This is a genomic window from Mycobacterium sp. BK086, assembly GCA_004362315.1.
Taxonomy (GTDB): domain Bacteria; phylum Actinomycetota; class Actinomycetes; order Mycobacteriales; family Mycobacteriaceae; genus Mycobacterium.
On the sequence record SNWL01000003.1, the window covers coordinates 1,182,786 to 1,198,471 of the forward strand.

General features: G+C 66.1%; 16 protein-coding genes. 1 reads left to right on the plus strand and 15 read right to left on the minus strand.

Annotated elements, in window-relative coordinates; translation table 11 throughout:
- Window positions 1–19 precede the first annotated feature (19 nt).
- From EV580_RS05725 to EV580_RS05735, 3 genes are read right to left on the minus strand one after another with little or no spacing between them, the layout of a single operon-like run.
- The gene (locus EV580_RS05725; RefSeq protein ID WP_286171460.1) at window positions 20–316 is read right to left on the minus strand and encodes a cytochrome C oxidase subunit IV family protein; all 297 of its coding nucleotides are present in this window, start codon (window positions 314–316) and stop codon (window positions 20–22) included.
- 14 nt (window positions 317–330) lie between these two features.
- Complete coding sequence (locus tag EV580_RS05730; protein WP_133690126.1) at window positions 331–939, minus strand: cytochrome c oxidase subunit 3; 609 nt, start codon at window positions 937–939, stop codon at window positions 331–333.
- Complete coding sequence (locus EV580_RS05735) at window positions 936–2,546, minus strand: phytoene desaturase family protein (protein ID WP_133690127.1); 1,611 nt, start codon at window positions 2,544–2,546, stop codon at window positions 936–938. The genes EV580_RS05730 and EV580_RS05735 overlap by 4 nt, the downstream gene beginning before the upstream one ends.
- Window positions 2,547–2,630: 84 nt before the next feature.
- Between EV580_RS05735 and EV580_RS05740 the strand changes: the two genes are divergently transcribed.
- On the plus strand, window positions 2,631–3,377 hold the full coding sequence (locus EV580_RS05740) for a hypothetical protein (protein WP_133690128.1): 747 nt from the start codon (window positions 2,631–2,633) through the stop codon (window positions 3,375–3,377).
- A 13-nt stretch (window positions 3,378–3,390) separates the two neighbouring features.
- Here the strand turns inward: EV580_RS05740 and EV580_RS05745 are convergent, their stop codons facing one another.
- From EV580_RS05745 to EV580_RS05800, 12 genes are read right to left on the minus strand one after another with little or no spacing between them, the layout of a single operon-like run.
- On the minus strand, window positions 3,391–4,899 hold the full coding sequence (locus tag EV580_RS05745; protein ID WP_133691057.1) for a class I adenylate-forming enzyme family protein: 1,509 nt from the start codon (window positions 4,897–4,899) through the stop codon (window positions 3,391–3,393).
- 59 nt (window positions 4,900–4,958) lie between these two features.
- A complete protein-coding gene (locus tag EV580_RS05750; RefSeq protein WP_133690129.1) occupies window positions 4,959–6,572 on the minus strand; it encodes a class I adenylate-forming enzyme family protein in 1,614 nt (537 codons plus the stop codon).
- Window positions 6,569–7,429, minus strand: coding sequence for an SDR family oxidoreductase (locus EV580_RS05755; protein ID WP_133690130.1), 861 nt, complete (start codon window positions 7,427–7,429; stop codon window positions 6,569–6,571). The genes EV580_RS05750 and EV580_RS05755 overlap by 4 nt, the downstream gene beginning before the upstream one ends.
- 28 nt (window positions 7,430–7,457) lie before the next feature.
- Window positions 7,458–8,660: an acetyl-CoA acetyltransferase gene (locus tag EV580_RS05760; RefSeq protein ID WP_133690131.1), complete on the minus strand. Its 1,203-nt coding sequence runs from the start codon at window positions 8,658–8,660 to the stop codon at window positions 7,458–7,460.
- Window positions 8,650–10,005: a zinc ribbon domain-containing protein gene (locus tag EV580_RS05765; RefSeq protein WP_208114566.1), complete on the minus strand. Its 1,356-nt coding sequence runs from the start codon at window positions 10,003–10,005 to the stop codon at window positions 8,650–8,652. The genes EV580_RS05760 and EV580_RS05765 overlap by 11 nt, the downstream gene beginning before the upstream one ends.
- Entirely contained in the window at window positions 10,002–11,210 is a 1,209-nt protein-coding gene (locus tag EV580_RS05770) for an acetyl-CoA C-acetyltransferase (RefSeq protein ID WP_133690133.1), read from the minus strand. Before EV580_RS05770 ends, EV580_RS05765 begins: the two co-directional genes overlap by 4 nt.
- Window positions 11,207–11,434 (minus strand): hypothetical protein, encoded by a 228-nt coding sequence (locus EV580_RS05775; RefSeq protein ID WP_133690134.1) that lies wholly within the window; start codon window positions 11,432–11,434, stop codon window positions 11,207–11,209. Before EV580_RS05775 ends, EV580_RS05770 begins: the two co-directional genes overlap by 4 nt.
- Window positions 11,435–11,441: 7 nt before the next feature.
- Window positions 11,442–11,972: an aromatic-ring-hydroxylating dioxygenase subunit beta gene (locus EV580_RS05780; protein ID WP_133690135.1), complete on the minus strand. Its 531-nt coding sequence runs from the start codon at window positions 11,970–11,972 to the stop codon at window positions 11,442–11,444.
- A gap of 2 nt (window positions 11,973–11,974) precedes the next feature.
- Window positions 11,975–13,243: an aromatic ring-hydroxylating oxygenase subunit alpha gene (locus EV580_RS05785; RefSeq protein ID WP_133690136.1), complete on the minus strand. Its 1,269-nt coding sequence runs from the start codon at window positions 13,241–13,243 to the stop codon at window positions 11,975–11,977.
- Window positions 13,240–14,025, minus strand: coding sequence for an enoyl-CoA hydratase/isomerase family protein (locus EV580_RS05790; protein ID WP_133690137.1), 786 nt, complete (start codon window positions 14,023–14,025; stop codon window positions 13,240–13,242). Before EV580_RS05790 ends, EV580_RS05785 begins: the two co-directional genes overlap by 4 nt.
- Entirely contained in the window at window positions 14,022–14,822 is an 801-nt protein-coding gene (locus EV580_RS05795) for an enoyl-CoA hydratase/isomerase family protein (protein ID WP_133690138.1), read from the minus strand. Before EV580_RS05795 ends, EV580_RS05790 begins: the two co-directional genes overlap by 4 nt.
- On the minus strand, window positions 14,819–15,586 hold the full coding sequence (locus tag EV580_RS05800; protein WP_133690139.1) for an enoyl-CoA hydratase/isomerase family protein: 768 nt from the start codon (window positions 15,584–15,586) through the stop codon (window positions 14,819–14,821). The genes EV580_RS05795 and EV580_RS05800 overlap by 4 nt, the downstream gene beginning before the upstream one ends.
- Window positions 15,587–15,686: the final 100 nt, after the last annotated feature.

Below are 15,686 nucleotides of genomic sequence, written 5' to 3' on the forward strand. Positions count from 1 at the left end.
CTTTCTGGTGTGGGAGATTTCAGATGAGGTTCTGGGACATTCCGAAGATGACGACGAGCACTCCGCAGGTCACCACGCAGTACGCCTCGAAGACACCGCGCAGCGCTATGGGGGCGTGGCGCAATTCCATGAAATACAGTCCGATGAAACGGATCTTGACGAATGCGATGAGCAAGATGCTGAACCCGGCGAGCGAGTGACTACCGCCCACGCCCGGCACATGGCGGCTACCACCCAGCGACCAGGTCAGCAGCGTTGCGAGGATCAGAACGAACCAGACGATGCTGGTTCGGGTTCGCAGCAGGGGTGCAAGCATATCCATCCGTGCTCTCAATTCAGAAGGTAGATAAGGGGAAACAGGGCGATCCAGAGCAAATCGACCATGTGCCAAAAGCAGCCGCCACCTTCGAACCACGCAAGTTGGCGTGTGTCATGGTGTTTCCGGCGGGCGGAGAACATGAGATAGGTGAGCACCGCCAGGCCGAGGAGTAGATGAAACCAGTGCAGTGCGGTCAGCAGGAAATAGAACATGTAGAACGTGTTCGTCTGCGGCGTGATGCCGGCGTCGATCTTGCCGACGTACTCGATGACCTTGAGGACCGAGAACGCAAGCCCACACCCGATCGCTCCGGCAATCAACGGTTGTGCGGGCTGAGGTACTCCGCGGCGGACAGCGGACACCGCCAGCACCACCAGCATCGAACTCACCAGCAGCAGAAGCGTATTGATCAGACCGAAGGTGGCGTTGAGATGCAACTGGGAGCTGTCGAACAGCGCGACGTCCTTGTTCCGATACACCAGGAAGGTCCCGAACAGTACGGCGAATACCGCCATGTCCCCCAGAATGAAGATCCATATCCCGGGCTCGCCAGGGACGTGCTCTCGCATTGCCGCCCCGTCACGTAACCCGGCGCAGTCCGCTACCTGAGTTGTGCTCATCGGGACAACCTGCGGCGCAGTGACATCCGGCTCTTCCATCCACGAAGGACTGCGCGCGCCGCCTGCTGACCGGGTATTCCGCAAATCCCTGCGCTGGGATGAGTGCTGGCGCCACTGAGGAACAGGCCATCAACGGGCGTGCGATAACCGGCAGCGCCGCGCAGTGGTCGCAATGGGCCGAAGCGAGTGGCGACCGGGTCGACGTGATAAACGTTGCCGTCTGGTGCGCGAAAGCGAGCTTCGATGTCTTCGGGCGTCATCACCCGCCGGTCGATCTCGAGCTTCTCGAGTCCGTCGATGTACTTGGCGGCGTCACCGAGAACATGCGCGGCAGTGGAAGCGGCCAGCTCTGGCCAAGGACGAGCGGGGTTCGCGGGCGCAATGCCCGACCAGAACCAGAATGTGTCCTGACCGTCGGGTGCTTGCGAGGGGTCCATTCCAGTCGGCAGGATGGCGAAGCCCGGGAGTGGGTCGGCAACGGCACCGCGAGCGCAGGCACTCCAGGCAGCAACGTGATCGTCAAAAGTGGTCAGGCACAGCGCTGGTCGACGCAGATCGACATCGTCGCGCCGATTGTTCTGATGAGTCGACAGCTCCGCACGACCACTCAGAGCGACGTCGATCTTGAACGAGGACGCGTGCGTAGATGAAGTCGGAATGTAGGGCACCCGCTTGGCGAGACTCTCCGGCAGCACACCGTCCGGCAACCAGTCACCAAGCACCGTGCCGGCATTGTTGCTGGTCACTACGCTGTGGGCGAATAGCTGCTCGCCCGATTCCAGCTGGACGCCACTGACTCGGCCGCCACGAACCACCAGGGATTCGACGGCAGTATCCAGCCGGACCGAACCGCCTGCATCAGCGAAGCACCGTGCCAGCGCGTCGGTGATCGAGCCCGTCCCGCCTTGGAATCGACCGACGCCGACCCGATGGATCAGCCCGAAATAGATGAGCACCCAGGCAGTTCCATCGGCACCGATCGGCGCAAAGCACGGAACTGCCGCCAACAGCGACTTGATGCGATGGTCCGAGAAGCGGCTGTCGATGAACTCTGCCTGGGACGTCGTCAAGAATTCGGTGAGCGGCCCAAAGCGCCGTGGGTGGCGCGCGGAACGAACGGCTCCCCTGGCGATTTCGGGCAGAGCCGGCCGCAACGGATTGCTGTTCATGTACGGCACCGCGATGTTCATGGCCGCCTCGAGCGCATTGGCGAGCTCAAGGTAGGCGCGGCCGTCCGCCCGGTTGAACCGGCCGACCTCTTCGGCCGTGCGGACAGGATCGCGGTGGATGCACAGCGAACTGCCGTCGTCGTCCAAAAATGCGTACGGCGTGTCGATGTCGAGTTCGCGCAAGCCGTAGCGAGCGAGGTCCAGGTCCCGAGCAATGGTGGTCGTCCGCCAGAGCGAGGAGTCCATCGCACCCTCGTTGATGCGGTGTTCGGGCGCGCCGGGCAGGACCGCGTTGGTCGACGTCATGCCCCCGACCGAGGGTGACGACTCGACGATGAGCACGTTCAGCCCGGCGCGCGCGAGATAACACCCAGCTGTCAGGCCATTGTGGCCCGCACCAACGATCAGAACATCGGGTTGGGACCCCTGCTGCGACATCCACACTTCCTTCGTCGAACCGATAGTTGTATGTTAAGTACCTGCTATACATACATAGTGACAATCTGGACTTCAAGGAGACGAATGTCAACTGCCACTCGGTCGCAACCACGCGGGAGTGCCCTGGCCGATCCCCAGATGACCTTTCAGCGGATCTGCGCCATCAGCGGAATCATCTGTCCGCTGTTGTTCTTCGGCGCCTTCATCGCCGCCGGTTTTGTCCCTCCGTTGGCGCCGTCGTCCAGCGCGAGCGAAATCGCCTCGCATTACCGCGAACATGCGAATGGCATCCGGCTGGGAGCCGGGATCATGCTGTTGAGCGGGATGTTCTACGCGGCTTATACCGCGGTGATGTCAGGGCAGATGCAGAGAATTCGCGGCGTGCACCAAACGGTGGTCTTCACCCAACTCGCCGCCGGCGCGTTTGCCTGTCTGACGTTCCTGGTGCCTGCAATGTTCTTTGCCGTCACGGCGTTTCGGCCCGAGCGCTCGCCAGAGACCACCCTGCTACTCAACGACGTGTCGTGGATCTTCCTGGTGATGCCCTGGCCGCCCTTCATGGTGCAGAATTTCGCCTTCGCGTTCGCCATCCTGTCCGACAAAGGCCCGCGGCCAATCCTGCCCCGCTGGGTGGCCTACCTGAACATCTGGGCACCGATCGTGTTCACCCCCGGCATCATTCTCCAGTTCTTCAAGTCCGGACCATTCGCCTGGAACGGAATATTCGTGTTCTGGATCCCTGCAACAGTTTTCGTCGTCCAGTTCGCGGTCAACATGGTGTGGTTGCTGCGTGCAATCAAGGCCGAGCAATCAGAAGCACTCGCCGCCTGAGCAGGTCCCGGCCTCAGCGACCCTCGAGCCTCTCCACGAGGCGGAACTTCTGCACCTTGCCGGTGGCCGTCGTCGGCAACTCGTCGGCGCCGCACAGCACGACCTTCTTGGGCACCTTGAACCGCGCGAGCCGGCCGCGGCATCGGTCGATGATCTCGTCCTCGGTCAACGCGACCCCGGAAACCGGAACCACTACGGCACAGCCGATCTCGCCCCACCGGTCGTCGGTCAGGCCGATCGCATACACCTGGCTGATGTCGTCGTAGCCGGCCAATAGATCCTCGATCTCCTTCGGCATGACGAGCTCGCCGCCGCTTTTGTACAGCTCCTTGCTGCGTCCGGTGACCCGCAGATACCCGTCGGCTCCGACGCAGCCGATGTCGCCCGAGTGCAACCAGCCGTCCCGCAACGCCGCTGCCGTTTCCTCTGGCCGGTTCCAATAGCCGATCATCGTCGTGGGACCGCGGGAGACGAGTTCACCCTCGAAGCTCGAGTACTCCACTAACGCGTCGGTGCCCTCGACACCGGCCGCACCCGCGAGCTTGGGGCGGCCCACCGTCTCGGCGCACCGCGTCAACGGATCCTCGGGCAGGGTGAGCGTCATGGCTCCGCCACACTCGGTCATGCCGTAACCGGTGACAATCTCGCTGACGCCCAACACCTCTCGGATCTGCTCCCACAATCGGATCGGTGCGGGCGCGGATCCGCACAGCACGGCGCGCAGCGAGCTCAGATCGTAGTCGCCGCGTGCCGGACTCTCGACCATCGCGAGCGCCATCGTCGGCACACACAACATGTCGGTGGCCCCGTGGCGGTCGATACCGGCGAAGTACCCCTCCGCACTGAACGTCGGCTGCAGGATTACTGCGCCGCCGACGAACATCGCCGACAGCAGGCCTTCGATGTAGGCGAACATGTGATAGCACGGCAGCGAGAACAGGATCCGCCGACCGTCTTCGTAGGCGCGGGTGAGGGCGGAGGCGTACGCGGTCCGCAGCACCGCATCGTGAGAGGTCAAGACGCCCTTGGGAAACCCGGTGCTGCCCGACGTGTAGAGCATGTCGGCGGGCGCGTCGGGTGAGACCAGTGCTGACGGTTTCCCGGATCCGGGGAGGTCGGCGGTCCGCACCACGGTGACGTCCGGCCCTTCCCACCCCGAGAGAATCTCGTCGAACATCGCGCAATAGTCGACGTCACCGAAACGGCTCATCGCCACGACCACCCGGCAGCCCGAATCGGCGAGCACATAACGAAGTTCGTCGCGCCGGTACAGATAGTTGAACGGGACAGCGATCGCGCCGAGTCGGGCGATGGCGAATTTCACCGTGACGAAATCGGCGCTGTTGGCCATCACCATTCCGACCCGGTCGCCCGGTCCGACGCCGAGCGCGGCCAGTCCGGCGGCCAGTCGTGCCGCCTCTTCGGCCACCTCCCGATAACTGAGCGTCACCTCATCGGTGATGACGAAGGGCCGGTCGGGAAACCACGCCGCACAGCGCTCTAGCCAATCGGCCAACGTCATCGGTTCCCATATCGGAAACTGCGCACGCAGCGCATCCCGGCGCGAGTCGATCGTGATGCTCACAGCTCGGAGATCCGGCCCTGCACGATGGCCTCCCGTACCGCGAATCGCTGGACCTTGCCGGTCGGGGTGACGGGGAACTGGTCGGTGACATACCAGCGGGCCGGCACCTGGTATCGGGCGAGCCTGCTCTGTGCGTGCTCCAGCAAGTCTTGTTTGAGCACGTGATCGTGGTTCGCAAGCTTGAGAACGGCCGCGACGATCTCGCCGAGCCGGTCGTCGGGCAAGCCGACGACCACCACGTCGAGTACCGAATCATGTTCGGACAGAATCCGTTCGACGTGCGCTGGCGAAATGTTCTCGCCACCGCGGATGATGAGCTCCTTCAGACGCCCACTGATCGTGAGATAGCCGCGGTCGTCCATGGCGCCGAGGTCGCCGGTGTGTACGAAACCGTCGAGATCCACCGCGGCCGCGGTGGCCTCGGGATCGTGCAAGTAGTGCACAAACTGCTGGTAGCCCCGGGCGCACAACTCGCCGACCTCGCCGGTGGCGACCACCTGACCCGTCGCCGGATCGGTCACCTTGCAGTCCACCTGCGGCAGCGGGCGCCCGACGGTATGGCGGCGGTCTTCCATGCCGTCTGTCGGTCGGGTCAGGCTCAGCACCGGAGCGAGTTCGGTTTGGCCGTAAAGGTTGTAGACGTCAGCGCCGAACAGGTCGGAGGCGTCGTCGATGAGGCGGGGATCCACCGGCGAGGCCCCGCCCATGATCACCTCCAGGCGCGGAGCAGTCAGATCGCTGGCCCGCTGATGGTCGACCAACGCCGACAACACGGCCGGCACGTAGAACAGGACCTGGACCGCTTCCTCGCGCATGGCCGCCAGCACCGGCGCAGGCGCAAACCGGTCGACCAGGATGATCGTGCCGCCCGCCCACAGTGGCCCCAGCGTGCCGATCACACATCCTGCGGTGTGGAACATAGGCAGTGGATTCAGACACACCGGCCGATCGGGAAGCCCGGCGGCCTCGACGGTGAGCTTCGCGACGTTGACCAGCGAGCGGTGCCGCAGCGCAACGCCTTTGGGTCGCCCGGTGGTTCCCGACGTGTACTGCAGCATGGCGATCTCGTCGGCGTCGCCCACTCCGTCGTCGAGCACCGCGGGATCGGGGACGTCGGCGCACCACACCGTGTGATCGGACAACGAGATACACCGCAGGCCGGGGATTGTGCCGGCCACCCGTGCCGCGATCTCGGCCATGGGGTAATCCCGGTTGGCATCGGCGTGTAGCAAGATCGTCGACCCGGAATGAGCCACCGCGTACTGCAGATCATCCTCCGGCAGGACCGGGTTGAGCGCCACCAGCACCATGCCGGCCAGTGCGGCACCGTATTGGATGATCGGCCATTCCACGACGTTCGGCGCCCACAGGGCGATGTGGCTGCCCCGGTCGGTCAACCGGCCCAGTGCGGTCGCCACCCGGCACGCCTCGACGAACAGTTCCCCGTACGTCAATCGCACGGGAGTGATACCGCCGTGGCGGGTTCCGACCAGGGCAGTGCGCTGCGGGTCGCCGCCGGCCCGCTCGGCCAGCAGCTCACCCACTGTCAGGTCGACCAGCTCCGTGGAGCGGTCGGCCGTCCAGTAGGCAGAGGCAGAGCCGAGGGTCATACGGGATTGGTGCCCAGCTTCGCCTGGCTCATATCGCTGATCTCCGACCAGCGCGCGGTGATTTCGTCCAGGTCCGGGGCCGCGGCGAACGTGACACCGTCGTTCTGGAACTGGGCGACCCGCTGGACCAGCCCGCCGCCGACGACGAACACCGAACCGGTGTCGTGATTCTGCTCCGACAGCAGGTAGCCCACGGCCGGTGCGACCAGCTCGGGGTTGAGCTTGTCCAGGACTTCCTGAGGCGCGATGTCGGCGGTCATCCGGGTGGCGGCCAGTGGCGCGATCGCGTTGGCGGTGATGTCGTACTTGGCGCCCTCGATCGCCAGTGTGTTGATCAGACCGACCAGACCGGCCTTGGCTGCGCCGTAGTTGGCTTGCCCGAAGTTGCCATACAGCCCGCTGGTGGAGGTGGCTACGACGATCCGGCCGAAGCCTTGCTCGCGCAGATGCGGCCAGGCCGCGCGGATGACGTTGTAGCCGCCGTGCAGGTGCACCTGCAGCACCGCATCCCAATTCTCCTGTGTCAGCTTGTGGAATGCGCCGTCGCGCAGGATTCCCGCATTGCTGACGACGCCGTGCACCGCACCGAACTCATCCAGCGCGGTGGCGATGATGTCGGCGGCACCTTCGGCGGTGGCCACCGACGAGTAGTTGGCGACGGCCCGGCCACCCTCACTACGGATCTCCTGCACCACCGCATCGGCCATGCTGGTGCCCGATCCCGATCCGTCCCTGGCTCCGCCGAGATCGTTGACGACGACCAATGCGCCATTGGCGGCGAGGAATCGCGCGTATTCGCGACCCAGCCCTCCCCCGGCACCAGTGACGATGACGACGCGATCCTGCAATCCTGGCACTAGCTGTTCTCCTTGAACTCGTCGATTATCAAGAGCCGCAACGCGGCTCGCGGGACACCACGGATATGAACGAGACGCATCCGCCCGGGCGGCCTCCGAGATTGTGGGTGAGTGCGGTGTGCGGATCGGACAGCTGCCGCGCGCCGGCCTCCCCCCGGAACTGCAGCCACGCCTCGTACAGCATCCGCAGCCCGCTGGCCCCGACGGGGTGTCCGAAGCTCTTCAGCCCACCGTCGGGATTGATCGGCAGCCGTCCCCCGGCGTCGAATTCACCGCCCAGGGCGTCCTTCCACGCGTGGCCGGGTTCGGCGAATCCGAGGTCTTCCATCAGAATGATCTCGGTCGGCGTGAAGCAGTCGTGAACCTCGGCCAGCGACAACTGAACCGCCGGGTTGTCGATACCGGCCTGCGCGTAGGCATCCTTGGCCGACTTCACCACCTCCGGGAACGTGGTGAAGTCGTAGCCGGGGTCGGTCGTGCCCCTGGTGGAGCCCGCAACCAGCGATAGGGCGTTGACATACATTGGGCTGTCGGTGAATTCGTGAGCCCGCTCCGCAGGCACGATCAACGCACATGCCGCACCGTCGGAGACCCCCGAACAGTCATAGACACCCAACCGACCGGCGACCTTGGGTGCGGCCTCGATGGCCTCTTTGGCGACCGACTTGCGGAATTGCGCTTTCGGGTTCCGCGAGCCGTTGTCGTGGTTCTTCCAGGCGACGTGGGTCATCGCCGCACGCATCTCGTCGGGGTGCACACCGTATCGCGCGCAGTAGGCCGGGTCGAGCAGCGAGAAGGCCGCCGGCGCCGTCATCGACAACTCGGCCGCCGTCCCGTCGGCCGGCGGGTCTTGGCGCAGAAGTCCGGAATAACCAGAGTCCTTGAGCTTTTCGACGCCGACCGCCATCGCGACGTCATAGGCGCCGGAGGCGACCGCATAGCAGGCGTTGCGGAACGCTTCCGAGCCCGAGGCACACATGTTCTCCACGCGGGTGACGGGCTTGTCGTCGCTGCCGAGCGCGCGGCTCAGAGTCAGCCCCGACATCCCGGAGCTCAGCGTGCCCAGCCAGTAGGCGTCGACGTCGGCGGGCGTCAGTCCACCCGCCCCCGACAGGCATTCCTGGTAGGCCTCGAGAATGAGGTCCTCGGTCGAGATGTCGAATCGCTCGCCGAAGTGGCTGCAGCCCATCGAGACAACGGCGACCCGCCCCGCGATTCCGTTACTGGCCATCGCGCAGCACCGCCTTCCAGAAGTAGTTGTGCACACCGTCGGCGGTGAACAGGCGGCGGAATGTGAAGCCGACCCGGTCACCCACCTGCACTTCCCGAGCACCGACATCGGCCAGCTCGACGGTGAATCGGCCGCCACCGTCGACGTCGACGACGACCTGCACCATCGGCGGCGACGGCGAGTACGCCAGCCGGTCGACGGTGTACGTGACGACCGTCGCGCCGAGTTCGGCGATTCGGACCATACTCATCGGCTCCGTCGAACCACACGCCCGGCAGACCCGCAGCGGCGGAAGGTGCACGAATCCGCAGGCATCGCAGCGGGTTCCGGTGAGACCGAATTTCCACTCCTGCGCGCGTGCCGATGGCGGTCCGGCCGGCTTGTCGGGTTCCGGCCGCCGCGGTGGCTCGAAGTCCACCAAGCCCCGCCAAGACAGGTACTTCAGGTAGTCGGCGGGGATGCCGTCGGCCCGTTGGGACGCGACGGCGCGCTGTTGGCGCGCGGCACGCAGCGCCGCGGTGGCTTGAAGCACCATGGCGTCGCAGCCGTCGGTCGCCGATACCACCAGGATGGTGTCGCCCGGCTCGGCGGTATCGAGGACATCGCAGAGGGCGATCGCGGCGTCAGCGGCACCGCTGTGCCCGGCCGGTGAGGATCGGATCGACTTGCGGCCCTTGACCAGAGCTGCGGCGCTCTTGACGATCCCGGCGTTGGGGCAGGCGATGACGACGTGGTCGGCTTCCACTACACCCGCCGCATCCAAGGCTTGTTCGGCGGCGGCGCGCACGAGTGCGGAGTAGCGCTGGAAGCCGAAGCGCTCCTCCCATTGCCGGCCGGTGATCTCGGTGGGGACCCGCCAGCGGTCCAGGAATTCGTCGGTCAGAGCGGTGGTGGCCAGCACGTCGGCGATCGACGGGCCGTCACCGAAGAGCAACGCTGCCGCCCCGTCGCCGCCCAGCTTCTCGTCGGCCGAGCCCGGCCGGCCGACGCGGACGTCGGCACACACCGCGAGGCCACCACCGGCTGCCGCGGCACGGATCGCGGCGAATCCACTGCGGCCCCCACCACCAAGGTCCGCAGCGAACACATCCGGCGAAAGGCCCAGTGCAGCGTGGATCGCCGTCGCATTGGTCTTATCGGCGTACGCCGGGCTGGAGGTGGCGAAGTAGATCGCCTGCAGTGCACCGCTTTCACGCAGTGCAACGCCCGCCGCGGCCACCGCCATCGTGGTGGAGTCCTCGTCGTAACTGGCGACGACGCGGTCGCGCTTGGGCATCCCGATGTCGGCCCCGGCCAGCCGGAACCGAGGCAGATAGCTCCCATAGGACAGCAGCCCGGCCATCACGCCACTCCCCGGAACACCGCGGCGATCCCCTGCCCGCCGCCGATGCACATGGTCTCCAGTGCCAATCCGCCTCCGCGACGGCGTAGCTCGTGCAACATCGACGTCAGGATCCGCACCCCTGTCGCCCCGATCGGATGGCCCAGCGAGATCCCCGAGCCGTTGACGTTGAGCCGGTCCTCGACATCATCGAGTTTGACGCCCCAGCCACTCAGCACGGCCAATACCTGCACGGCGAACGCCTCGTTGATCTCGATCAGATCCAGGTCGTCGAACCCCAGTCCCGTTTTGGCGAAGAGCTTTTCGACCGCCCCGACCGGGCCGATGCCCATCCGGGATGGCTCGCAACCCACAGCGGCCCACCCTTCGAGATAGCCGATGGGCTCCAGACCGAGTTCGCCGAGCCGGTCCTCGGCGACCACCAGACACGCGGCGGCGGCGTCGTTCTGCTGGCTGGAGTTGCCGGCGGTGACCGTTCCGTCGGGCACCACGGTGCGCAGCCGGCCCAGTGTCTCGGGCGTGGTGTCGGGGCGCACGCCCTCGTCGCGGTCGACGACGACCGGCTCACCGCGGCGTTGCGGCACCTGCACCGTGATGATCTCGTCGTCGAAGGCGCCGGTCTCTTGCGCGGCCGCGGCACGCTGGTGGCTGCGGGCCGCGAACGCATCGGCGGCATCACGGCCGATGCCGAAGTCGCGCGCCAGGTTCTCGGCGGTCTCGATCATCCCGCTGATCGCCCCGAATCGCCAAGCCGGCTGCGACATTTCGCGGCCCCTGTCGAGCCGGTCGTAGAGCGTCTGATTACCGGATCGCGAGCCCCAGCGCGCGGTGGTGGTGTAGTGCTCGATATTGCTCATCGATTCAACGCCGCCGGCCAGCACCACATCGGCGGCGCCGGTCTGCACGGTCATCGCCGCGGTCACCACCGCCTGCAGCCCCCCGCCGCAGCGGCGATCGATCTGCAACCCGGGCACGGTGATCGGCAGGTCCGCATGCAGAGCCACCCAGCGGCCGATACAGGGCGCCTCGGAGTTGGCGTAGGACTGCGCGAACACGACATCCTCGATCAGTGCCGGGTCGACCCCGCTGCGGTCGACGACGGCACGGGTCACGTGCGCGGCGAGGTCCTCGGCCCGCAGGGGACGCAGCGCCCCACCAAAGGTGCCGACCGGAGTACGCAGCGGAGCGACAATCGCGGCCCGCCTCACGCTTCGTCGCCCCAGCGATTCGCCGATGGGTCCAGCAGCGCCGTGAGGCGCTCGTCGGGCAGCCACACGAGGGTCTCCAACTCCAATGCGTCGAGGTAGCGCACCCGGCCGGTACGCAGGTCTTCCAGCCGCAGCCGGGGCCCGTTGGCGTCGAGGTCGACGGTGACCGAGACCTGGGCGAACTCACTGGCCACCACGGATGGCTGTACGTGATCGGATTCCATGCGCAGCTCAGATCAGGAAGCCGAGGGTGGGCAGCGGCCGGTCGTTGTCGACCAGCACGACCTTCTTGTAGACCAGTCGCAGGCCCGTGTCGGTACGGCGCAGCCGGTAGGTGGTGCGACCACCCCACAGATGCGTGCCGCGAGCGCGCGATTCCAGCAGCAGGAAGTTCGCGCCGACCTCCAGGTCGGTACCGCCCGCGGGATTGGTCCTCCCGCCGAGGAATTCGATGTTGCTCAGCAGGCGGCGCATGTTCGAGGGAGGCGCTTGGGCATAGCGCTTGCCCGTCCGGATCTGTTTGAGCCGCGTCCCGATCCGGCTCCGGTTGTCGTTGATGATCGCCATCTGGTGACCGGAATCGTCGCCAAAGCCGTTGGCAGGCACCCAGTAGTGCGCGTCGTCGGTCCACAGCGCTTCCCACGAGTCGTAGTCGTTCTCGTCGGCGAAGCGGGCTTCGCGGAACAGGAACTGCTCAGCCTCGTAGCGGTCGAATTCAGTTGGTACAGGTAGGAGTTCATTGTTCGCGGTCGCGGTGGTCATCGTCAGTCCTGTTCCATCAACTGCTTGTAGTGCGACCAGAACGCCCGCATACCGGTCTCGTCGGTGTTGGTGCCGATAGTGAATCCGTGCTCGTCGACCCGCTCGCGATTCAGCCCGCGCCGTACGTCGAGCCATTCCGGGTTCAGTACCTCCAGGCCGGCCTGATTGCGCTCGTACATCTCGGTGTCGTCGGCCAGCAGCATGCCCGCCGGGCCGACAGAGGCCAGACACTGAGACACCAACCGCTTGTTGAGCTCGGGAGCACCCACCAGCTGAACTGCCGTGGAGTACTGCACGCATTCGCGGACCGACACCGGCTGCAGGTTGAACACCTGGATCTCAGCGATGAACAGGTTCGGGAAGATCATCACGTGCGGGGCGCCCTCAATGAGGATCTGTTCGGCCGCTTCGCCATGACGCGCTCGCATGGCCGCGACGTATTCGGGGACTCGGGATTCGGTGGTGCCGAACCAGCGCATGGGTGTCGCGTGCTTGCGGAACTCGGGTCGCAAATCGTTTTCGCTGTGGCCGTTGCCCAGATCGCGCGTGACGGCGGTCGAGGAGTCGCTGTAGAGCGGGCCGATCGTGGATTGTGTGACGCCGAGGATCGCGCCGTGCACGAACTGCGGGTGGTAGCCGTCGGTCTCGTTCTCCACCACCAGCTTCCAGTTGGCCCGGGTCTGATGTTGCAGCCAGCCGGCATTCAGCTCGATCGAGCCCTCCGGGGACAACCCGCACAGGCGGTCGATCTCGCCAGCGGCAGCACCGAGGTGCTCGAGCAGGCTGGGCCCGTCGGCGGCCATGCTGCCGAACACGAAGCCGCGATAGGACTCCATGCGCGGAACCCGGCCCATCGGCATGTCGAGCTGGCGCTGACCGTAGCCCTTGAAGAACGGAAACCCGATCAGCTCACCGGTATTGCGGAAGGTCCAGCCGTGGAAGGGGCACCGGAAGGTGCTCGAATTGCCCTTGGCGTCATCGCAGACCTGGTTTCCCCGATGGCTGCACCGGTTGAGGAGCAGGTGGATCTGCCCGTCCCGGTCGCGGGTCATGATCACGTCCTGCAGTCCCAGTTTCTTGCGGACGTAATCGTTCGGGCGGGCGACTTCGCTCTCGTGGCCGACGAATACCCAACTGCGGTACCAGATCTTGCGCAGTTCCTCGGCGAAGATCGTCGGCTCGGTGTACATCGACCCGTGCACCTTGTCGTGGCGGATCAAGCGGTCGTAGCGGCCCGCGGTATCCGCGGCCGGATCGATCACCGAGGTCATTGCCGTACTCCTTGTCTGGTTCCGAATACCGGGGCCCGCTTGGCGGCGAACGCATCGATGGCTTCGGCGAAGTCGTCACTGCCGAAGAGGCGCGCCTGTTCGGCAGCCTCTCGGTCGAGGACATCTAACGGGTGCATGGTCGGGGCGATGGCCAGCATCGCCTTGATGACGCCGAGCGCTTCCGCTGGCCGCTGTGCCAGCGTGGCGGCGTCCGCGACCGCCGCGGCAAGCGCTTGGCCCGGCTCGGCCAGGCTGTCGACCAACCCGAGTTCGAATGCGTCGGCGGCAGACAGCGGAGCTGGAAACAGGATCAGCTGACGGGTTCGGGCCACGCCGATTCGGGCCGGCAGTGAGACGTAGGTGCCCATGTCGCCCGACAGTCCGACGTTGGTGAAGGTGGCAGCGAAGCGGGCGTCGCGAGCGGCGATCACCCGGTCGCATGCCGCCGCCAGCCCTGCGCCCGCACCGAATGCCGATCCTTCCACCGCGGCCAGCACCGGTTTGGGGGTCGCCCAAATCGCACGAATCACCTTCTGCGCCAGATTGATGCGCTCAAGGGCGGCGTCGTGAGTCATGCGTGTCATCGTGGCGATGTCGCCGCCGGAGCAGAACGAGCCCCCCGCACCGGTCAGCACGATTGCCCGCACCTCGGGATCGGCGTCGGCCGCCTCGATCGCCTCGGCCAGCGCGATGCGCAGCGGCAGGTCGATCGCATTGCGGACGCTCGGCCGGTTCAGGGTGATCGTGCGAACCGCGCCGTCGTCGTCGACGAGGATGCTCATAGTCCGCCGAACTTCGGTGGGCGCCGCTCGATCACCGCGCGCAACCCTTCCAGCGCGTCGGCTGTGCCCGACAGTTCGGAGACCGTGCGAGCCTCCTCGGCCAGGCGCTGTTCCACCGACTGCCCGACCCCGCTCCACACCAGTCGCTTGGTGGCCGACAGCGCCGCCGTGGGCAGTTGCACCAGCTGGGACGCCACGTCCTCGACACGCGCCGTCAGCGCCTCGTCGTCGACGACCTCGGTGATGAGTCCGATCTGCGCGGCCTCGTCGGCGCCCAGCGTGGGGTTCGTCAGCAGTATCCGCAGCGCCTGCCGCAGTCCGACCAGCTGTGCCAGCGTGACCGACGAACCGCCGTCGGGCGCCATCCCGACCCGCACGGCGCCGGAGAAGAATTTCGCCGACCGTCCGGCCACCACGATGTCGGAGGCACACACCAGGCCCAATCCGCCGCCGCCGGCCGCGAAGCCCTGCACCGCGGTGACGACGGGCACCCGTAGCTGGATCAGCGCGGCGGTGGCCAGCTGCAGCCACGCGGTGGCTTCGCGCAGGTAGTCGGGCAGATCCGCGCCCTTGGATTCGAACGTCTTGACGTCTCCTCCGGCGCAGAAGTTGCGTCCCTCGCCGGTGAGCACCACGACACGCACCGCGGGATCGGCGTGGCAGGCCAGGATCGCTTCGTGCAGCGCCTTGAGAATCTCGACGTTGAGACCGTTGGACGCGTCGGGCCGGTTCAGCCGCAGCCGGGCGATCCCGTCGCTGACCGCCAAGACCACCGGGGCCTCGATCGATGTCGTCATGCACGAACCTCTCTGCTCTGGAATGCCGTCACGCTGTCCGATCCCGCGTCACCCACGATGTGGCGGACCACCGCATCCATCTCGGCGTCGAGTCCGTTGCGTAGGCCCTCGTCGATTCCGACGGCCACGAGCCGTTTGATGGTGATCACCGCGTCGCGGCGACGTTCGGCGAGCTGGGTGACGAAACGTGTTATGCCATCGTCGAATTCATTCTGCGGAAAGGCCCGGTAAGCCAGCCCCAACCGCACCGCGTCGAGCCCGGACAGCCGGTCGCCGGACAACAGCACACCCAGCGCCTGCTGCCGGCCCAGGAGGCGTGGCAGCCGGGCGGTGCCGCCCCCGCCGGGGACCATGCCGAACTTGACGTGGTTGTCGGCGATCTTGGCCGTCTCACTGACCAGGACGATGTCGGCGGCCTGCATGAGCTCGAAGCCACCCGCCGCCGCAGACCCCTCGACCGCGACGACGACAGGGATCTCGACACCGGCGATCGCGTCACACGCTTGACGAAAGGCCGCGAACAATTCGGCCAGTGCGGCGGGACCCTCGGCGCGTAGTCGTTCGACCTCTTCGAAGTCGCCGCCGGCGCAGAAGTTTCCGCCGCTGCCCCGGATCACGATCACATTGACCGCAGGATCAGCGCCCAGGGATTCGATGGCGTCGCGCAGTGCACTCGCCAGGCCGACGGTGATCGCGTTCATCCGGTCCGGGCGATCCAGGGTGATCCACCCGACGTGACCGTCGAGCGACGTTGTGACGCTCATCTGGGTCTCCTCGAAAGCCGGATATGGACAAATCTAATCGTAATTTCTAATCTAGGTTAAACCAATCGCTGGGGTGGCCTCAAGTGCGCCCCGACCAGGA